The sequence below is a fragment of the Desulfopila sp. IMCC35008 genome, from assembly GCF_010646885.2.
GTDB lineage: Bacteria > Desulfobacterota > Desulfobulbia > Desulfobulbales > Desulfocapsaceae > Desulfopila.
The window spans coordinates 2,684,809-2,706,197 of the sequence record NZ_CP050700.1 but is presented as its reverse complement, the minus strand read 5'-3'; the positions used below and the strand labels follow the sequence as shown (position 1 = coordinate 2,706,197).

The 21,389-nt window shown below is 44.1% G+C and carries 15 protein-coding genes and 1 pseudogene; 5 read left to right on the top strand and 11 right to left on the bottom strand.

The window, feature by feature from the left end; all coding sequences use genetic code 11:
- Positions 1-128 precede the first annotated feature (128 nt).
- Positions 129-893, top strand: a complete 765-nt coding sequence (gene map / locus GA520_RS11895) for a type I methionyl aminopeptidase (protein ID WP_163339877.1) — start codon at positions 129-131, stop codon at positions 891-893.
- A gap of 74 nt (positions 894-967) precedes the next feature.
- Here map and GA520_RS11890 read toward each other — a convergent pair whose 3' ends face one another.
- Complete coding sequence (locus GA520_RS11890; RefSeq protein ID WP_163339777.1) at positions 968-1,321, bottom strand: hypothetical protein; 354 nt, start codon at positions 1,319-1,321, stop codon at positions 968-970.
- Positions 1,322-1,470: 149 nt separating this feature from the next.
- Here GA520_RS11890 and GA520_RS11885 point away from each other — a divergent pair, with 149 nt between their 5' ends.
- Positions 1,471-1,662, top strand: a complete 192-nt coding sequence (locus tag GA520_RS11885) for a hypothetical protein (protein WP_163339878.1) — start codon at positions 1,471-1,473, stop codon at positions 1,660-1,662.
- A gap of 9 nt (positions 1,663-1,671) precedes the next feature.
- Here the strand turns inward: GA520_RS11885 and GA520_RS11880 are convergent, their stop codons facing one another.
- The 3 genes from GA520_RS11880 to GA520_RS11870 all read right to left on the bottom strand — a co-directional run bounded on the left by GA520_RS11880 (position 1,672) and on the right by GA520_RS11870 (position 5,636).
- Entirely contained in the window at positions 1,672-2,961 is a 1,290-nt protein-coding gene (locus tag GA520_RS11880; RefSeq protein WP_163339879.1) for an alginate export family protein, read from the bottom strand.
- 822 nt (positions 2,962-3,783) lie between these two features.
- Positions 3,784-3,936, bottom strand: a complete 153-nt coding sequence (locus GA520_RS11875) for a hypothetical protein (RefSeq protein WP_163339880.1) — start codon at positions 3,934-3,936, stop codon at positions 3,784-3,786.
- A 653-nt stretch (positions 3,937-4,589) separates the two neighbouring features.
- The gene (locus GA520_RS11870) at positions 4,590-5,636 is read right to left on the bottom strand and encodes a sulfurtransferase (protein WP_163339881.1); all 1,047 of its coding nucleotides are present in this window, start codon (positions 5,634-5,636) and stop codon (positions 4,590-4,592) included.
- A 706-nt stretch (positions 5,637-6,342) separates the two neighbouring features.
- On the opposite strand from GA520_RS11870, the gene amt reads away from it, so the two are divergent.
- Complete coding sequence (amt, locus tag GA520_RS11865) at positions 6,343-10,101, top strand: ammonium transporter (RefSeq protein WP_205749370.1); 3,759 nt, start codon at positions 6,343-6,345, stop codon at positions 10,099-10,101.
- A 113-nt stretch (positions 10,102-10,214) separates the two neighbouring features.
- Here the strand turns inward: amt and GA520_RS11860 are convergent, their stop codons facing one another.
- The 7 genes from GA520_RS11860 to GA520_RS11830 form a co-directional block, all read right to left on the bottom strand.
- Positions 10,215-10,487 carry a hypothetical protein gene (locus GA520_RS11860; RefSeq protein WP_163339882.1) on the bottom strand — a complete coding sequence of 91 codons (273 nt, stop codon included), beginning with the start codon at positions 10,485-10,487 and terminating at the stop codon, positions 10,215-10,217.
- Positions 10,488-10,930: 443 nt separating this feature from the next.
- Positions 10,931-13,210 (bottom strand): PAS domain-containing sensor histidine kinase, encoded by a 2,280-nt coding sequence (locus GA520_RS11855; protein WP_163339883.1) that lies wholly within the window; start codon positions 13,208-13,210, stop codon positions 10,931-10,933.
- Between the two features lie 189 nt (positions 13,211-13,399).
- On the bottom strand, positions 13,400-14,728 hold the full coding sequence (locus tag GA520_RS11850) for an MFS transporter (protein ID WP_163339884.1): 1,329 nt from the start codon (positions 14,726-14,728) through the stop codon (positions 13,400-13,402).
- An 88-nt stretch (positions 14,729-14,816) separates the two neighbouring features.
- Positions 14,817-16,967 (bottom strand): ATP-grasp domain-containing protein, encoded by a 2,151-nt coding sequence (locus GA520_RS11845; RefSeq protein WP_163339885.1) that lies wholly within the window; start codon positions 16,965-16,967, stop codon positions 14,817-14,819.
- Between the two features lie 22 nt (positions 16,968-16,989).
- Positions 16,990-17,565 carry a gamma-glutamyl-gamma-aminobutyrate hydrolase family protein gene (locus tag GA520_RS11840; RefSeq protein WP_163339886.1) on the bottom strand — a complete coding sequence of 192 codons (576 nt, stop codon included), beginning with the start codon at positions 17,563-17,565 and terminating at the stop codon, positions 16,990-16,992.
- A 198-nt stretch (positions 17,566-17,763) separates the two neighbouring features.
- Positions 17,764-17,994 carry a hypothetical protein gene (locus GA520_RS11835; protein ID WP_163339887.1) on the bottom strand — a complete coding sequence of 77 codons (231 nt, stop codon included), beginning with the start codon at positions 17,992-17,994 and terminating at the stop codon, positions 17,764-17,766.
- 242 nt (positions 17,995-18,236) lie between these two features.
- Positions 18,237-19,634 (bottom strand): sigma-54-dependent Fis family transcriptional regulator, encoded by a 1,398-nt coding sequence (locus GA520_RS11830; protein ID WP_163339888.1) that lies wholly within the window; start codon positions 19,632-19,634, stop codon positions 18,237-18,239.
- Between the two features lie 220 nt (positions 19,635-19,854).
- On the opposite strand from GA520_RS11830, the gene GA520_RS11825 reads away from it, so the two are divergent.
- Positions 19,855-20,016 carry a hypothetical protein gene (locus GA520_RS11825; protein ID WP_163339889.1) on the top strand — a complete coding sequence of 54 codons (162 nt, stop codon included), beginning with the start codon at positions 19,855-19,857 and terminating at the stop codon, positions 20,014-20,016.
- 37 nt (positions 20,017-20,053) lie between these two features.
- A pseudogene (locus tag GA520_RS27155) lies at positions 20,054-21,331 on the top strand (TRAP transporter large permease subunit).
- Positions 21,332-21,389: the final 58 nt, after the last annotated feature.

The window sequence follows — 21,389 nt, the reverse complement described above, 5'->3', positions numbered from 1 at the left end:
TTAAAAGTCCCCTTTTCTTAAGATCTGTAAAATTATGCAGGAGCGGTGTAGGGCATGTTGTGCTCTATTGAAAACAGGAAATGCAAAAATATAGAATTTATATAAAGGTCTCAGGAAGGATTTAATATATGACTATTCTCATCAAATCAAAAAAGCAAATCGAAGGTATCAAAAAAAGCTCAAGATTGGCGGCTGCGACTCTAGATTTCATCTCCGATCACGTTCAAGCCGGTATAGATACTGAGTACCTTGATGACTTGATCCATAAATACATACAGGAAAATGAAGGCATACCGGCACCACTGGGGTATCGTGGTTTTCCAAAATCATCCTGTATTTCACTTAATAATGTAATCTGTCACGGAATACCTTCGAAAGACTTGGTTTTAAAGGATGGTGATATTCTCAACATTGATGTGACCACCATCGTGGATGGCTACTTCGGTGACACCAGTCGTATGTACACGGTTGGGGAGGTCTCGGATGAAGCGAAAAAGCTCATCCGGGTAACCCGGGAGTGCCTTGAGCTTGGAATTCAGCAAGTGCGGCCCAAAAAACGATTTGGCAATATCGGTTTTGTAATTGGTAAGCATGCAAAGGCTAATGGGTTCAGTGTTGTTCATCAATATTGCGGGCATGGTGTTGGAGTGGAATTTCATGAAGAACCACAGGTCCTTCATATATCGACCAAAAAAAGTGGTATGCGAATGAAACCCGGAATGATTTTTACCATTGAGCCAATGATTAATGTCGGGAAAGCGGATGCATCTGTTGATGACACAGACGGCTGGACTGCACGAACAGTGGACGGGGAACTATCTGCTCAATTTGAACATACTGTTTTAGTGACTGATTCAGGAGTTGAGGTATTAACGGCCGGAAGCACAGTATAGCGCTACATCATCCATTTTACTCCGCAATGAAAGGCAAATCCTAAGACGAAACGGGGACTTTAGCTGACAGTATATCATTGAAGGAGAGAATGGTCGTTTAAAAAGACCCAGATGCGTTGAAATATCGGTAAATACGCTGAGATATAAGCATGTGATCGCCTTTGCATCAGTTTCTGCAACCTGCCCGTCATTAGACGGTGCACTACCTTTAAGAGGCGATAAGTAGTAGTTTTATTTGACATCCTCCACGCCCTGAAGGGCGTGGAGGCCAACTGAGATACGCCGCTTGGCGAATATTTTTGAGCAAGACGCAGATAAGCACCCCAATAACCAAGGCCCACAAAAACAACACCACCTACCGGATCAATATCAACAGGGGCCGCTATAATGAACACCGGTTCGTTGTTTTGGCAACCCTGCAGCATCATCTAGGTAATGAATCCTGCTATCCTCCTTCCTTGCAATACTCTGTTTTGACATCCAGCAAACCGCAACACTGAAATACAAAACGATCACACTTGTTTTTACTTGGATTTATCACTCTTTTTTTAATAAAATACCAACCGAGGATAGTAACATGAAAAAACTGGTAGCTCTCATCTTTTTCTGCACATACCTGATCGGCATTGCCTATGCAGAAGCCGGAGATGTCTTCCATCTCGGCTATTCGGAATACCGGCCTTCATCTGGAATGAAAACGGGAAACCAAAAGGAATCTATGTATACGTGCTCAGGGAGTTATTTGAACATCGCCTGGGGCGCCGGATAAGTTTAGTCTTTAAAACGCCACAATGAACTGGAGCCAGAATTTCTGTGTATCCGACTTGTACTCATCGGCGTTATAGTCTGCATAAGCGGCCTGAAGTGTATAGTTTTTGCCGAATATTTTAGTCAGCATGACATTAAATTCTGTTCCATAGTCGCTACCACCTTCATCGGCCTGGAAATCGTGGTAGATCAGATCGACCTTGACCCCGGCGATTGTACTGCTGAGGATCCCGTACAGGTCACGCAATCCGTTAGGAGGTACTGTCAGAAATAGGTCAGCCCAGCCATTAAATCCATGGTTGGTGCCCAGGGGTGTCTTAAAAGAGACACCATTGTCTGCGCCCAAGACCTCGTAAGCAATTTTTCCACTGATGTTTGTCAGCATGGAACCGCTATTTGGTGCCAGGAGGCCACCGATAATGTGATAATAATCGGCAGTATAGTCTTTAGGGTTATCCTGGTAATTTGACTGGCTGGCATATTCCGCCGTATAGAGCAGCTTAAGGCTGTCCTCCGCCACCGCAGCTTTGCCGTCAAAGCGTAGACCAAAGGTCTGGGTAGAAAAGGCATATTCAAAAGGGCCGGAGTTGTCCGGATCGTCATAGTCCAGCCAATAACCATACCCGGTGAGTGAGCCGAAATTCCGGAAGGTATATTGCAAGTTAAGCAGGGGTGATTTAATATTCACATCCTTGCTGGTAATGGTACGGATATTCCAGATATAGGTCACATTGGCAGAGAAGTCCCCAAGGTGGGTGTTGAGCAGGTTGACCGCATCAAAGGTCTGCTCCATCTGCCGCCAACCGACAGCGCCGACAAACCTCTCGTTATCCAACAGTATTCTCTGGCGGCCACCCTTGATTACTGTACCTGGAATAGTATCAAAGGAGAGCCACCCCTGATTCAGTTCACTCTCGGACGGATCGGCAATGACCGCATATTCTGTTTTGCCGTTTGTTGTATCATTGTAGTCGTCTTCAAATATCGGGGTATTGCCTTCGAACTCGGCAAAGGCTTGAAAACCTGCAAAACTCGGTGTCAGATATCCGAGGCGCAGGCGAAAGGGGTCACCTTGGGTTGTTTTAAGACCATCCTGGTCCACATACTCAAAACGATAGCGCAGGTTGAAAGTAACCTGTCCCCAGTCACCTTTCAGAGAATCCTGAATCGAATCATTGATAGCAATGTCTGCAGCAGGAGCAACTTCGACTCCTATGAGTAAGGCGAGTGTTGTCCCCAAAATTACGATCCTTGTCGCCACCCCTGATGTCCTTGCACTTCTTGTTAGACTCCTTTTCATCTCTCTTCTCCCATGTATGAATTGAATAAAATAACGGGAATAAGACTGACTTGTTTTTACATTTATCCCAATGAGTATCGAACAATACAAAAGAACAATAATTATATGTACATGATGTAGGCTCTCGGATTTTAGCGAAGATGTTCCTTTTTTAGTATCTTTGACATTCAACTCGCATTTTGACTATGTGACCAAGCTTTGAGTAGCCTGGCAAAAAAGGACACTATCTGATTATCTAAAATGTGATGTATATTTGCAACCTCTCCTTTATTGATCCTGGTTTAACCAGAATTTCCGTAGGTAAAGATTTTCCCTGGCAAACCTTTGATGGAAAGAATACCTCATGTTCACCTTCCTGTCTTCGATAAGGACGGGCCGAACCTGTTTTCATCTTTAACAAGAATTGAATATATCAAGGTTGTGCCACTGGTTCCAGATAGTCCGCTGAAATTCAGTTCGATTACCATCGAAAGCCGAAGGGGCTGGTCACCTTTACTATTGCACGGTAGGATAAAAAACAACCGCAGGGGACAGCTGTTTCGATTATTCAGCGGACACTAATTATGACGAGGAGATCAATACGGTATTGCAACGGGATGCAATGGCAATTGGATTGTTTGGCCACTGTGATCTTGTATTTCATGAGACCGAATTCGATAATACCGACAGTGTCAATAGTTCCAAAATCAGGAAAGGAAAACATATCAAAGGAGCAGTATTAACCCACTGTCAAGCTCGGGCAGGGGCAAAAAAAAATATAAAGCCCGCCCTTGCTCTGCGTCAATTACAGACAGCGGGCTTTGCCGATAGGGGAGGAGTCTGCTACTTGGTGAATATCCTTACAATCCCGTTTTGCTCAACGGTATAAGCAGTGCTCACCTTCAGACCTTTACCAAGGGTGTTCAGGGTGCGCTGGCCGAATTTCTTGATATTGGCCGTCAGCCGATTGCGGTTGTGTGAGTGTACAGAAATCATTTTTTTCTCCTTTGTGAGTGGGGTAGATAATTGGGCCGTTATTTTTGATTTGGGCTTTATCTTAATCGAATTTCCACAGAATGAGGTAGTGCTGAATAAGCAACAACGTCATCGTGAAAATATAACACCCTGTTGTGGTAGCGATATCAAATAGGTCCCCTGTGTTATCCAGAAAAACGCTGGATCAAGCAGGTGAAATATGACGGGTTATGTGAGATTTCAAGATGTCAAACGTCTCAAGGAAATTGAGCGAGAGAGTACCCCGAATACTATATATTTTTATTTTTAATATCATGGGCTGGCAGGATGAAACTGAAATTGTGAAAATTCTGCCTATCATCATTTGTGAGGGTAGGGGTTAGGTAGTTTTTTGGAGTGTTGTGGAAAGATAAACATTACTAGAGGGGGGAACTGTGTTTGCCAGATGAACTAAATACTTATTAATACTAAATTTAGGGCAATGGAAATGATAAGACCCATTCGACTATACGGTCAGTGCATAACAAGAAACGAAATATGGGAAGATTCTTTCTATTATGACTAAATAAAGAAGTAATCCACCCGTAAGAAAGGTGGAATACTTCTTTATTTAACTATCAGATATTATTTCATATATAGAGAGTTGTGGATCTGTCATGAAATATTGGAGCTAGCTATTCAACTGGATTTCGATCCTTTTCTTGTCCCATGGACCACTCATACCAGGAACTGTCGAAATTTGAGACCTTGGGCCAGCCGAGTTCGCGTCCGTAGAGGAAAGCAAGGCTTGATCGCCAGGCAGTACCGCAGTAGAAAGCGACATGCTTATCGCCAACAATGCCGTTTGCCGCCCACATCCTTTGGATTTCTTCGGGAGCTTTGTAGGTTCCGTCTTTATTTATGTATTCCGCCATATCCCAAGGTGTTTTGCCTGCTTTGGCCCAGAGTGCGCCCTTGATTCTGCCCCTGGTGGGAATGTAGGGGTAGGGTGCTGATTCACCAGAGTATTCTTTTTCTCCCCTGGTATCTCCAAGAATGAAGCCCGTGTTACCCTCTGCTATCGCCTTGCGAACAAAAGCGATATCAACCAGGTATTCTGGATGCAGAGGGGTATCGGTGCCGAAAGATTTCACCGGCGTTCTGTAGGTCGGGTCCGTTATCACGTCATAGCCCGCTTTCTCCCAGGCATTCAGACCACCGCTTAAAAGTGATACTTTTTGTACACCTGCGTACAGCAATGCCCAGGCAACACGGGCGGCGGCGAGACCGTCATTGTCGTAGAGGACGACCTGTGTATCAGTGGAGATACCCATATAGGCGAATGCCGGGAGCAGGTACTCATCAGGATAAAGGTTCCACCAGTTTTTGGGCAACTCTGCGCTGCTGCTAAGGCCTTTGGCAAGGTCCTGGTCGGCGGTTGTGCTCCTGCCGAGATCAGTTGGCGGAGTGGTCGCTCTCGGTTTGAAGTCGTCGTACTCTATTTCATCTGTGTTGATGTGCATTGCCCCGGGAATATGGCCCTTGTTATAGATTTTATCCGGCCCGCCCCAACTGACTTCGAAAATAAGTGGTTTCGCCTGGTCTTTCCCGGTCATAAAGGAATGAAGTTTATCAGCCGAAATGAAAATGCTCTGCTGCCCCTCAGCGGCATTGCTACCCGGCGCGAAGCACAGCAGGAAAGGGATGATGTACATTACGGTTTTATATAACATTTTTTTCATTTGTGTTTCTCCTTGTGAATATATGGTTGCATTTCAACGCTTCTTGCCATGTATTCAGGCGAAAGACAAATATGAAGTCCCGATTGGAAGTCATCTGTTTATAGGTCTGTATTATACTTAGTTCTCATCCTGAAACTGCCCTTTGGGTCAATATCTTCGTTATGCTCTGATCTTTATCCTCAGGAAAGTGAGGAACGAGACTCCGAAATATCAACGATATGTCTACGGTTGGATTCAATACCTGCCTTGGGCTTGAACAAAATGCTTCGTTTTTTGATAAAAACTAATAAGTAAAATTCAATCTGAACTTTTGAGTTTGCCATATGTACGCTCAGCCTTGTTGGATAGTTCCTGGAACGCTCTTTATTGTATTAAGAGAAGCACGGAAATGTAAGGATCATTTCTCTAGTGTTACATAATTGAAATGTTTGACACAGGCTGACGTCACATCCATTACAATCAAAGTCATAAATTCTCATGTCAATATTCTCCTCTTTGGGCAAGAGAAAAGTAGAATAATAGAGAGTTGCATCCTTCAATTTTGTTTATCACGTTTCATAGTTCGCTACCCCTGTGTGGGAAAATTCAAAATTGTGACATCGTGGCATTTTGCTTGCATTATTGTTCCACACCTGTGTTGCGGATGAACGTGTATGTAGATTCTGTGTATCGGATTGGTATGAACCTAAAATGATCTGGTTATAAAATGAATGATTTATCGATGTTGAATTCTTTATGGGTGGTTATTGCTGCGACTCTCGTTTTCCTTATGCAGCCGGGTTTCATGTGTTTAGAGTCGGGTCTTACCAGGTCTAAAAACTCCATAAATGTTGCAGTAAAGAACCTCACCGATTTCATTGTTTCTGTCCTGACGTTTTGGTGTTTTGGGTACGGAGTGATGTTCGGCCTCTCCCATGCAGGCGTTCTTGGTACTTCGCAGTTCCTTATCAACTTTGAAAATGGTGAAACATCGGCAACCTTCTTTTTTTTCCAGGCAATGTTTTGTGGGACGGCAACTACCATATTTTCCGGTGCTGTGGCCGAACGGATGAAATTTTCTTCATATCTTGTGATAGTCGTACTTCTTTCAACTCTTGTGTATCCAATCTTTGGTCACTGGGCCTGGAACGGGTTAGATAGCGGCTCTCTCACTGGCTGGCTTGGAAAAGCTGGATTTGTTGACTTTGCAGGGTCTACCGTTGTGCACAGTGTTGGCGGTTGGGTTGCCCTTGCTACTCTTATCATAATTGGTCCCAGAACGAACAGGTTCAGCGAGGAAAATTCATTTTTCGGATTCAATGGTAGCAATCTGCCTCTTTCAGTTCTTGGCACTTGTCTTCTTTGGATAGGTTGGATCGGTTTTAACGGTGGATCAACTCTGCTCATGGATGAGAATGTTCCCAGAATCATCGTCTTCACTATACTTGCCGGGGCTGCCGGTGCGCTGAGCAATCTTCTTGTAGGGTATATTTTCACCAAGGTCCCCAGAGTGACCTTTCTTATCAATGGATCGTTGGGGGGGCTGGTTGCCATTACTGCCTGCTGCCATTGCGTCGGATCGATAAGTGCCGTATTTATTGGAGGCATGGGGGGGCTTATTTGTTTTGTAGTGGAAATAACGCTTATTCGACTGAAAATCGACGATGCAGTGGGTGCCGTTCCCGTTCATCTGGGCTGTGGGATCTGGGGAACGATAGCAGTGGCAATTTTCGGGGAACCCGAGCTCATCGGCACCGGCCTTGGATTCTGGGATCAGTTATCAGTTCAGTTGCTGGGGATTGTCACAGCGTTTGTTCTGGCCTTCGTAATACCACTTTTTTTGATTGGTAGAATTAACAAAATCTTTCCTTTGCGCGTATCAAAGGAAGATGAACATAATGGGCTCAACTATTCTGAACACGGCGCTACCACGGAACTTGTGGACTTATGTCGTGCCATGGATGATCAGGCGCAGACAAGAGATATTTCAATAAGGATGCCTGTCGAACCTTTTACCGAAGTAGGAATGATCGCAGCCAGGCATAATCAGGTAATGGATTCCCTTGAGGCAGCACTGTCGCACACAGATGCGGTAGTGTCCCTGGCTAAGGATGCAATAGTTACCTTTGTCAGGGATAGCCTTGAGATAATAAATATCAATCCAAGTGGCAGGGTGATGTTTGGCTTGAATGACGGCCTGTTGCTGGAATTTCCTCACCTCAATGACCTCTTTGAGAGTTCAGATTTTGTCAGCATAAAACCTTCCCTGTGGCGGGGTAAAACAATTGAAACCGTAGGCAAGAGGAAGTGCGGCACTCTTTTTCCTATGCAGGCTGTAATTACAGCGGCGGGCCAGGGGGATAACAGTTTTTACATTGGTACCTTCAGGGATATTACAGAACTCAAGGAGCGGGAACAATCTCTCAAACAGTCTGAGCTTCGATACCGCGAACTGTTCGAGAATATCGGAGTTGCAACACTGATGATAAACTCTGATACAACACTGGCAATGGCGAACAGGGAGGCCGAGGAGCTTTTCGGGTATACCAGGGAGGTGATGGAAAAGAGCAGCATGAGTTTTTTGGAGCTGCTTCCTGCAAGTGAGAAAGAACGTCTTCTTCAGTATCACACCAAGCGCAGATCCGATCCGGATCAGACTCCTTCTGCTTATGACGGCAAGGTGATGGACAGGTACGGCAATACCAAGCCTGTATATATTAATGTCTCTCGTATTGCAGGCTCCGATCATACAGTTGCGACTGTTATGGACCTGTCTGAATTGCGTCAGGCGCAGGATGGACTCAACAAGCAAAAAGCCTATTTTCATCAACTTTTTGAAGGTACGGCCCAGGCAATTGTTGCCCTTGATTCGAGGCAGCGGGTGGTCAGCTTGAACCAAGGGTTTGAGAAACTTTTTGGGTATTCAGAAAACCAACTCAAAGGGTGCTCTCTGGCTGAATTCATAGTTCCCAAAGATTACCATGATGAATTTTTCATCATAGAAAAAGCTGTGCGGAGTGGTGAGCTGGTTAAAAAGGAGACAGTGAGAAAAACGAGTAATGGCAAGATGATTCCAGTTTCCATCTTGAGCTTTTCTATCAAGGTTGATGAATCCCTTGAGGGCTTTTTCTATATTTATGAGGACATTACGGAACGAAAAGAGTTTGAAAACCAACTCTTCAAGCAGGCGTTTTATGATGGTTTGACCAAGATTCCAAACCGTATTCTTTTTTTTGAGCGGGTAGAACGAGCCCTTGAAAGGAGAAAACGGAAAAGTGATTACAATTACGCAGTGATGCTCATGGATCTGGACAGGTTTAAGTGGGTTAATGACAGCTTTGGACACCTCACTGGCGATGAACTTTTGCAGCGTGTTGCAAAACGTTTCCTGTCCTGCGTCCGGAATGGAGATACGATTGCACGTCTAGGAGGGGATGAGTTTGCTGTCCTCTTGGAAGATTTTGGTAAATCATCAAAAGTTATCGAGGTCGCAAATCGGCTGCAGCGGGAAGCCCAGCGACCTTTTCTCATTGGCAATACTGATGTACATGTCAGCGCAAGCATAGGAATTGTTCTTAACACTAGTAGCTATCTAACCACAGAAGCGATTTTAAGAGATGCAGATATTGCCATGTATAGGGCCAAAGAGCTTGGTAAGGCGAGGCTTCAGGTCTTTAACCGTACACTTCATGAACTAGCTTCCCAGGCACTCCAGCTGGAGAATGAGCTACGTGACGGAATCAATTCTAATGAACTGCTCCTCTATTATCAGCCAATAATCGATATAAACAGCAGGTCACTGGTAGGGCTTGAAGCCCTCGTCAGGTGGAACCATCCCAGACTTGGAATCGTTTCCCCTGACACTTTTATTCCTATCGCTGAGGAAACAGGCCTTATTCTCAGCCTGGGGGAGTGGGTCCTGCAGGAGGCATGCAGGCAGATGCAAGAGTGGCAGGCAACACTCCCGAAAGCCGGTGGTATTAAGATGAGCGTTAACCTTTCTGCGAAACAATTTTTGCAAAAGGATCTGATTCAGTTTGTGCAGGGAATCCTAGTAGAAACAGGGCTCGAGCCCTGTCTTCTCAAATTGGAAATCACCGAAAGTGCCATAATGGAAGGAGGGCACAAAACTGTTGAACTATTGGGTGGTCTGCAGACACTTGGGATAAAGCTGGCTATTGATGATTTTGGTACCGGCTACTCCTCGCTTTCCTCCCTGCAGCGTTTTCCCATCAATGATCTCAAAATTGATCGTTCTTTCATTCGAGAGTTGGGCGCCCGGGAAGAGTCAAAGGAAATAGTAAGAACAATTATTGCACTTGCTCATACCTTGAAACTAGGACTGGTAGCGGAAGGAGTGGAAACTGAAGAACAGTTTAGCATATTAGAAGGGCTTCAATGTGATTGTGTACAGGGGTATCTTTTCTCTGAGCCGCTTCCTGCTGGCCAGGTTAAAGGTGTCATAGAAAAATATATACCATCATAGTGCTCTGTCGGCACTTTAACAGGGAAGAACGTGCTGATCATCATTTGCAGTAATGGCCGGGGCTGAATATCTGGAAGCGCCTTAAAATAATGGGGAAGTAGTGATGGTTTACTTTACTTGTATCTGACATGAGAATTTGGGACATTCGGTAAAGTACCTGTATTGACAGGGCCTATCTTTTTGAGTTGAGACCCATCTTGCCTGAGGAGAATGTTAGGATCTCTGGTAGGAATTAATTCTTCACCTGTTTCGTCATCAATATTGAAAACTTTTTTATGGCTAACTACTACGCCATTAACATCAATGTGACTTTCTTGACTTAGGGTTACTTGCATGGTGATCCTGTTTTGGTCAATTACCTTAAAACTACCAAGTACCTGTCTCATTGATTGATGTCCTGACGTTTAATTGCACTATGTGCGCGCCAATAGTTGTTGACATGATTATCGTACAGCTTCCAGCGAATATTGCATTTATCCTTTTAAATTTACTATCGTTCACCAGTTTAGACAACTGTAGTACTTACCTGTTTTATTGTAAGCCTTTCCCTTACAGGTGACTATCTCTCGCGAACAAGAAAAAATTATGTAAAAAAATTTGGAGATGTTCTCGGATTATACCTGAATCGTATTCATTCATCGGGCACAAAGGAAACAACCTCAATATATGACAATGGGTATGAAAGATATTAAGTGTCAATAATGACAAAACATATCAAACATATTCGTGTGATGATAAACCCTGTTCCCATAATGAGGAGTGTATATCTTTTTCACGATAACCTTGTAATAATTGCATGATCCGGTTTGAAACTCCGAAAAGCAACATGTCAGATTGGGGCATTATTTTTACGTCTTAACTCTCTCTGGATGGCCAAGCCGATCTTTTCAAATGTATAGGGCTTCTTCACAAATTCTCCTGCGCCCAATCGTTGAGCCTCTTTGACAGAGTCTGTTTCTGAAAAACCACTGACGATGACGGCCTTCTGGTCAGGGCTGATTCGTAATATTTGGTTATATGTCTCGAGTCCGCTTATACCAGGCTCCATTATCATATCGAGTAACAACAGGTCAACGGGGTGCTTCTTTACATATTCTATCGCCTCTTCACCACTGGCAACCTCCTTGGTGACATAGCCTAATTTTTTTAAAAAATTGCACGCAATCTCCCTTTGGCTGGTGACATCATCGATGACCAGGATGGTCTCCCCATGTCCAATATAGGATGTAATCGGTATCGATGAGGTTTTCTCACTGACTTCTTCTCTGGAGATTGGAAAAAACAACCGAAACGTGGTGCAGTTATCGTCACTTCTAACATCGATATAGCCTTCATGATCCTGGATCACATTCCATACTACTGCCAAACCCAATCCAGTCCCGCTTCGCCCCATTGTCTTCTTGGTATAAAATGGTTCGAATATTCTTTCAATCTCATTGGCAGGAATCCCTGCGCCGTCATCGGTTACGCTTAAAACGGCGTATTCATCAATGTTAACGTCTTCATAGCCCTTTAAAGGTTTATCTATATAGATGTTCCGTGTCGACAGGGAGACTGTGCCGCTGCTTTGGATGGCTTCTGAAGCATTTGAAACCAAATTCATTATCACCTTACGAATATGGGAGTGAGAGCCTTTGATGTTGAGCAGGTTGGCATCAAGATCAGTGTGGACCGTGACGGACGGATGAAACTGGATTAGCTTATGAAACTCCGGCGATTTAAGATAGTCGTTTACCAGCCCGTTGATATTCAGGATCTCTTTGCTGATTGCCACCCCTCGGGCAATTGTTAACAAGTCTTCGACAATTGCTGCTGCACGATTTCCTGCTTCCTGCATTGTTTCGATTGGCTTGCGGAGATTGCTGTCACTGGGCAAATCCATTAGAATTAATTCAGGGTAGCTGACGATGCCGGATAAGATATTATTGAGGTCATGGGCAACACCACCAGCCAAAAGACCCAGGGATTCCATTTTTTGAGAGCGTTGGATTTGAGCTTCCAGGCGTTGACGTTCGGTGATGTCACGGATTGCAGCAATGTGAACATCCCGGCCCTTATAGTTAAAAAGGCTGGCTGAAATTTCTGTTGGGAATACAGTCCCATCTTTCTTTTTATGATACCGGACCGGAATATATGTATCGCGAGTTTGGGTGGCTTTGCGTGTCTCATTTGGTTCGGCAGAAAAATCTGTATTTCTCATCCGCAGGACTTCTTCACGACTATACCCATAGAGCTCGAGGAAAGATTTATTAACCTCCAGCATTTTACCCGTATTGATTTCAATCACAGCCAGTGCGTCTGATTCCATTTCGAACAATGTTCGATACTTATCTTCGTTCTCCTTTAAGGCCTCCTCTGCTCGCTTGCTCTCACTGATATCCCGCAATGCAGTTATGCGAACATCTACCCCCTTTAAAGACGTCATACGGGCCTGGATCTCAGCTGGGAATGTGGAACCATCCTTGCGGAGTGCGTTTACCTCATAGGGCTTTTCATATCCAGAGAGAATATTTGATTTAACCCTTTCCCGATCACCGGGTGCGATCCAATCCGTCCCGTGTCTGCCGATTGCTTCATCACGTGAATAACCAAACATCCGTTCTGCTGTTTCATTTTGGTCAATGCAAATACCTTGCCCGGATATAAAGATAGCCTCGAAAGTGGCATCCGACAACGCCTTGAACCGCTCCTGGGAATTTTGTAGAGCTTCCTCAGCATTTTTCTTGTTAGTGATGTCATGAACGACTGAAAATGAGTATTCCTTACCGCGGATCGATATTGGATTTGCGTACACCTCAACATCGCGTAATTCGCCATTGGCCAATTGGTGTTTATAAACGTAATAGGACCGATCCTCCTCCAATGCGCGCTCAATTTCTGCCCGGATTTCCAGCTCTGGTGTGATATTGAGATCCGGAATACGTTTGGTTAACATGGTGGCGTAATCATAACCGTAAAAATCAAGGGCAGCTTGATTTGCGTCGATGATAGCAAATGTCGACAAGTCAACGATATACATCACGGCACTGTGCCCCCTGAACATCCTTCTGAATGTCTCAGAATCCACAGTCAATTTTCCATCATCAGTAGATGTTAGCATTTTGTCCATGGCAATTGTCTTTCGGATATGTTCGGTGAACGAGGAAGGTCATGGGGAATTATAAGAAAAATCCTCCTGTATCGGAGCATCACTACATGATGTCCATGAGCAGTGTATATACATAAATGCTATCGAAACGAAAAGGAATAAGCAATCAAGAAGTTCAGCGCCAGGTTGAGAACTGTGGCTTGAATCTGATTACTGATCGTGGCTTGACGTGCCAGCATTTTCAAGATCATTTACCAGTTCGACAAAACTGGACTGAATGTCGTCAGCATTTTCTTCTGCCGCTGCCTCTATGTCCACCAGCTCAACGTCAGGGTTCAAGGCTGCAGTAAATGGGCTTGTTGTTGCCATTACAACAAAATCACCCTGTTCCTCTATACCGATATCCACTCGTTGAGTTGACCGCCAGACAGCAAAACAAGCAACAGAGCTTAACATGATGCCGATACTTCCATAAAACGCCTGTGGACCAACAATATCCATGGCAAAGGCGGTTAAAGGAGCCCCAATTGCAGCCCCTATTGCACTGAGCAACACAAGCGTACCGCTGGCAGCAACCATTTGGGTTGGTGTGAGGTAATCGTTAGTATGTACGCAACAGAGAGAATATAACGGCATAGCCAAGCCACCAACAGTGGCCACCAGGCCATAGAAAAATATATTCTGACTAGTGAATTGCATCGCAATAAATGAAAAAAACGCTCCAGCGGTACAACTCATAATAATCACCTGTATCGGGCCAAGGCGGTCTGACAACCAGCCCAGTGGGTATTGAAATAAAAAACCACCGAGAATCAGCGTACCCATAAAAAGGGACACATCTCTAACTGACAAACCAATTTCGGTTGCGTAAACAGCTCCCATTCCAAAAAATGCACCTATCGACATTCCGGCCACGAACATACCAAACACACCGAGAGGAGAAACCCGGTAAAGGTTTAAAACACTGACATTTTCCATTACCTCGAATTGCGGCGCCCTGGCGGTTGATAAAAGTATCGGGATCACAGCCAGGCTGATGAGAAAGGAAACAAGTACAAACAACTCATAACTGGAAGGGTTGGCAATGTTGAGTAGCATCTGGCCACCCGCCATCCCCCCAAGAGAAACCAGCATATATATGCTTAATAATTTGCCTCGCGTGCCATTTTCCGAAGCAGCGTTAATCCAGCTTTCTGAAACGATATATATTCCTGCATAGGCAAAACCGGTAACAAACCGCATCGACCACCAGACCAGCGGGCTAACAAAAATTGCCTGTACAAGGATTGAGGTAGATGCAAGTGATGCCAAGGCACCAAAAGTGCGGACATGACCAACTCTGCCGACCAGCTTGGGCACTATATTGCAGCCGGCAATAAGACCAATGAAGTAACCGGACATGACCAGACCGGTAATAGTTTTTCCAAAATCTTCAATTGACGCACGAACTCCAAGAAGTGTTGCTTGCAGACCGTTACTTAGCATGAGCAGGCCAATACCAAGGAACAAGGCCCAGCAGTTTGAGATAATATTCAGCATATTTGATCAAAAGGGACGCACTGTAAAGTATCGTTAGAGAATAGCAATATCCGAGAAAGAGTATAAAATGAAATTTTTCCCCAACTGTTTAATTCCCTTTTAACAGTAATGCTAACAATAATGCCCTGTCTATAATACTTTGTCTTAGAATGAATTCAGACTTCTGCTTATCAAAACCTCCCATGGGGCCGAGCCCATCTACTTTGCCTATAGCCATGGGAATGTTGCAGATATCTGCCGAACTCCATCGGTGCTCTTCGGTAATAGAGCTATCTACACTTTTAGCAATTTTGCAAAGACGCCTGAACAATTCATTATTCTGAGGAGTTGCAGGTAAAGGTTGACGAGTTACCCCGCCGTCAAGTTGACTCTGTAGAACTTTTGAGAGTTTTCGAGGTAACGTTGTAATTTTGCGTATGCGCTGATCAATTTTTTCGAAATCCTCAATGGCGTTAAACCTGACACTGATTTTGGCTGAACCGTATGCCGACATCTTGAATATGTTTGATTGAAAGTCCGTACTGTAAGGCGCAATAACGTTCTCTTCATCGTTCTTTCCGATATCAAGTACAGAGGCTATAGCCTTAAAGAAGTGTGAAGAGGCAATAGCAACATTCTCAGAGCAGCTTGAGTCTATGAGCTTCAAGCTATAGTTGTAGGATGCCGAGCCAGACCGGGAGGTTATCACACTCCCTTCCGTGTTGCCGCCATGAAGGCTGACTACGTGCTTCGCTTTTAAAGCTTTTTGGGATATGAGAGTTTTAGAAAACTTGCCTGAAACCGATGAGTCGGTAATTACAAAGATCCCAATCTTGATTTTTTTTAACAGTTTGGCAAAACGAAGAGCCTGCAGGGCGGAGAGGCATGTAACAACACCACCTTTGTTTTCCCATATACCCGTACCGTAGAGTCTATGCTCAGTAGCCTGGTAGCTCTCATGACGGGACATTTTTACGGAATCATCAACAGGCATGAGCAGTAGGTAGTCGAGCTCATCTTCCATGGTATTTGTCAAAAACATAAGGTTCCCAACCTCAAATTGCGGGTATATCTCGTTTGTGAAGTTGAGTTGGGTGAGATGTGTCTTTATTAGATCTGTACAACTGTTTACGCCTTCTATATTACGCAGGTGGGTATCTATATTCACAAACTTCTCAAGCATCGCCTCAGTGTTTTGCTGGCGGCCTCGTAAGAAGGTGCGAAGGCGGTTTGAGGTGGGTAATGTCCTGTTCTTTTCACTTGGCAGGGAGGAGAGGTGAGTTTCAGAAAAGTAGCGTACCGCTGCCACGTCGAGCATTTTATTTACTAAAACGCAATAATCGTAACCTGCAACCTTGGCAGCTGCAACATAGGAGCCTGTCTGCCCAAGACTCGCCATTGAATTGATCTCAAGAAGGTAGATATTATTGTTGGCGTCTACTCGAATATCTACACGTGCAAAATCCCGAAGTTCCAGAGCCTGGAATGCACGACGGCTGAAGTCTGTGAGTTTGTCTGCAAAATCATGTGGTATATCGGCTGGACAAATTTTCTGCCTGGGTTTTTTCTTCTTATCCTCTTCCGTCTGGATGGCGTCCGGATCGCCTTCAAGATCAAACTCAAGAACTGGAAATGCTTCTACAGGTGAATTACCGAGTAAACCCACGGCAAATTCTCTACCGGGTATAAACTGTTCTACGAGTGCCTGTTGTTTAAATTCCGTGATGATAAAATGAATGGATTCTCGTAACGCATCTTCGTCATAAACGACTTTTAAGCCAAAGGAGACACTTTCCATCTTGGGTTTTACAATTACAGGGAACCTGACGTCGGAGAAATCCTCATGGGGAGAACTGAAAACCCAAAAATCGGGTGTGGGGAGCCCTTTATTCTGCCAAACCACCTTGGTCATTACCTTGTCAAGAGCAAGAGCATGACCTGAGGGCGTCGAGCCAACGTATGGTATGCCCAGCATCTCGAGCATTGAAGGCAGATGAGTGTATCGGCTTTCACCTTGAATACCGTATGCCATATTGAAAACCATGCCCATCTGTTCTCCGTCAATAGTTCGTGGCATAAAATTCTGCAGTCGCTCTATAACGTACATGTTGCCGTCTATGATGGTTGTATTGTGTCCGGCTTGCTCCAGGCAACGGGAAACCTTCTTGACATTTTTCTCGGAATAAAACTCTTTGTTCTGCATTCCGAATTTATTGAGAACACCGCTGAGGTCTTTGTTGTAAATAATCGCAACTTTCAATGTGTTATCTCCAGAACCATAGTTAACCAACTACTCCGCACATATTTAGAAAATTTTCAACCATTATAAGGCCTTGAGGGCCAGAGACCTCAGGGTGGGATTGAAAACCGTATATTGGTTTTTCCTTATGTCGGATTATTTCATTCGGGGTTGTGTCTGACTCTGCCAGGGAAATAAAATCCGGCGAAATTTCAGAGACATGGTATGAATGTTTTTTCACAAGGGAGACCTCTTTTGTGGCCAGTCCCTCAAAAATCTTGTCATCCTGGGTGATGCGGATAATCTCTTTTTTCTGGTGATACTTTTCGAGTTTTTTGATACGTCCACGATATGCCGCAGCAATGATTTCATGGCCCAGGCAGAACCCTATTGTCGGCACATCAAAATTCATGAGGGCGACAAAGTTTGTAGTGAGGTTTAATGGTTCATATGGGTTGCCTCTGCCACCTGAAAGAATAATTCCACTCACCTCCGATTTTGCAGAAAGAGTTATTGGCTGATTATGGTCAAAAACCACATAATCAAAGTCCTGCTCTGCAAGGTATTGCCGCTTAAATTTTTTAATGAAACTTGATTGGTTGTCTATAATGAGGATCATTTTAATCTATCCTGGTAACTGAGAATACATAAATAAAATGGATTTTCTGTTTTGAAATGCAGATGTAATCTTTCTTACACCTTATCCTATCATATAGGATATGATAAAAAAGGCCGGGTTACGAATTGTACCCGGCCTTTTTGTGGCAATTTTGTGTGGGTGGTCTTTAACCACCTTGATTATTAAGAAAACATATTTTTAATTATCATCAAATAGCAATTCCCCAAAGTAGTCATCGTCGCCATAATGATCATCTGCCATTGTTAGTTTCACAGGGTTTTTGGATTCGATGATATAAACAGTTCCGCACTCGTAACAGTTGATCTCATCACCTATTCCGAAATAATATTCTATCGGAATGTACCCCAGGCATATCTGGCATTTGCCGAAACGGTCTCTGTCACTCTGGTGTTTATTAAATTTTCCCATCCCAACCTCCACTCGGTTATTATTTGTTAAGGGAATATCCTTAAAGCTAGCCTATCAAAGACTATGCCAACTTTGAATTTGAATGTAAGGTGCTGGAATTACGTTTAATGCATGCAAGAGAGAGATGCCGCAGAGATACTTGATGAGTGATGTCAATGTTCCGAAAAACTAAATGTGTAGATATATGCATGTGGTTATGTTGCTGTTATTCCATGCATATGCTACAGTTTTCCGAATTGCGTTCAATTTTCCGATTTCTTGAAGTCTTCCTTCTTTAACCCATGTATTTTCATTTTATTATATAATGCCCTCGGTGTTAATCCGGCAAGTTGGGCTGCCTCTCCAATCCTGCCATTAACATATTCAAGCAGTTCGACCAGATATTTCCTCTCTGCAGATTGGGACAATAAGTTCTTGTAAGACTTCAAAGTAGTACCTGGGCGAAAGGCGATGTCAGTCAGATTTGCGACATCCACAGATGTATCTGCGACAGGGATACCCAGGATTTGTATCAGGTCTGAAGTGATTGTAGGACTCACAGCCAACATTACCGCGCGCTCAATGACGTTTTGCAACTCTCTAACGTTTCCGAACCATGGGGCTGAAAGCAATAGGTTCATGGCTTGACCGTCTAATCCTTTTACATATTCTCTTCCATTTCTTTTTTTTCGATTAACAAAGTGCTGTACAAGAATGGGAATATCTTCAACCCTGTCTCTAAGAGGTGGGATGTGTACTTGAAAGACGGCGAGTCGATAATAGAGATCTGACCGTAGTGTACCGGCGTTGATCAGTTCCGTTGGATCCGTATTGGTAGCGGCAATAACTCTAAAGTCAGTGTAGATATCAGTACTGCTGCCAAGTCGATGCAAGGTTCGCTCTTGAAGTACACGAAGAAGTCGAATCTGCATTGCCGGTGACATGGCTTCTACTTCATCAAGAAAAAGGGTTCCGCCGGCAGCGTTTTCAATTTTCCCGATTTGCCGACTTTCTGCCCCGGTGAAGGCACCTTTTTCATATCCGAAAAGTTCTGACTCAAGAAGTGTATCGGGGAGAGCACCGCAATTTACGGCCATGAAAGGACCCGTGCGTCTGCGTGATTCATTATGGAAGATATTGGCTAATAACTCCTTTCCGGTACCTGTCTCTCCAACAAGGAATACAGGTGATTCTATTGGTGCAACATCTTTCACAAGATCAACCAGTTTGTCCATTATTGGACTCTTCGTAACAATTGTTTCCAGCCCCGGTTGCTGGTTCAGATATCCGGCTAGATACCTCTCTTTGTTTTGCTCCTTTTTGTTGTGCATCATTTTCAAAAATGCTGAATAGCAGTTTTTGATATCTTTTCTATTTAAAACGTCACTTTTCCCCGGCCAGGAAGATGCCGCTTCTTCACCATCTTCAGCCATAACAAATTGAAATGGAACAACATGTGAATTGACCAGCTCATCAATTGTTAATTCATTTAAATCTTTATGAGATGCATCAATTATCCAGCAATCAAAAACCCTGGAGAAAGCTATAGAATAGAAATCCGTGGTGGTATTAATAGTAATTACCCGGCATGTCGAGGCATCGAAGGTTTGTTGGAGCTCTTCATGAAGATCTGGGAAGCCAAACGCAAGTATGTTGTACATAACAGGTTAATATTTTTATGTTATTATTGTGTCATAATTTCACTTACAATGATTGTACATAAATAATCAAACATGTCACTGGAATTGTTTAGTAAGAAGGTTTCCTGATACTCTAATCAGGCGGAACGATAACGTATAATTAATTTCGCACATTTCGTCGAAGAACCTCTTTTTTTTAGTCCTCATTCTTTTCTTATGCTTTGACAAGCTTCAGGATGCGTTGAAATTCGGTATTCGCAGACAAAGCGAGTGGGCACCATATATGCACCACTTCTGGATAATGGCGATGTTTGCCTGCACTCTTTTTATTCTCCAGTTTGGCAAAGATATCATTTCAAATCTCTATTACCTGAAAACCGGTAAGGAATTAATTCGCAAATAAAAAGCCGAGATGAGCTACAGGGTCAAAGAGGGGAGAGATGGGAATTGAAGCGCTGACTGGGATGCTGCTCGTCTGTATTTTGATCATTTTCGCACTAGGGGCTCCGGTTGGTCTGGCCTTAGGCGGCATTGCCATGATGGTAGGATATTTCACCTGGGGAGATGCTGTGTTTAACGTAATCCCTACTACAATAGAATCGACCTATTTTTGTTTTATTCTGTTGGCTATCCCATTGTACATTTATATGGGTCAGTTCTTTACCAAATCAGGTATTGGGGACGCCATGTTCGATGCGAGCCAGATGGTTATCGGGAAGGTTCGAGGCTCTATTGCGATAAGCGTCATTGTTGTCTGCTCAATGATTGGGGCCATGGTCGGTATTATTGGCGCAGGTATCATGACTTCCGGCAGTATCGCCTTACGCCCGATGCTTGATCGCGGTTATAATGAACAGTTGGCTCTAGGGGTGATAATGGCGGGGGGGGGGCGCTGGGAATCCTGATCCCTCCTTCCATTCCAATGATTATGTTTGCTGCAGCAACCCATAACTCTATCGGTAAAATGTTTATCGGAGCAATGATGCCTGCACTGCTGACTGTTACCCTGTTGATTACGTATGTCGTGATAAGCTGCAAATTTAATCCTAAGAAAGCCCCAATCTCGGCCGCCGATTCAGAGAATAGGCAACGTCCATGGATAGAGAAACTTGGGGTCACCCGTGATGGTGCCCTGGCGATGATGCTTATTGTTGCAGTTCTTGGTTCCATTATCACAGGTATTGCAACTCCTACTGAATCAGGGAGGGACCATAGGAGTTGTTGGTGCAATTGTTCTCTCTATACTTTTCAAACACTTTAAAACCGAAATGTTCCTGAACGTAGGGTTGCAGACCGCGACGCTCGTCAGTGTCGCGATGTGGATCATTTTCGGAGCCTCTGTGTTCAGTAATTTTCATCTGCTGATGGGTGTTCAGTCGATAGTTTCCGACTTCGCACTCAACCTTGACCTGCCTCCGATATGTGTTATCATCGTGCTGATGTGTGCACCACTCATCACACCAATAACGGTATCACTTGGCTACGACCCGGTCTGGGTCGGGGTTCTGATGATTTTAAACATCCTTATCGCAGTGCAGACACCACCCTATGGATTTGCCCTTTTCTACCTGAAGGGGATTGCACCACCAGGGGTGGGGATAGCAACGATTTACAGGTCAGTTGTTCCATTTGTCATGGTGAATCTGACCGTCCTCATCCTCTGTATGCTGTTTCCGCAGATCGCCTTATGGGGCCTACCCAATAAGGTTCTTGGATAAGGGATATACAGCTGCCAGTGGGTATACAAACATTATAACAACAACATATGAAAACGAA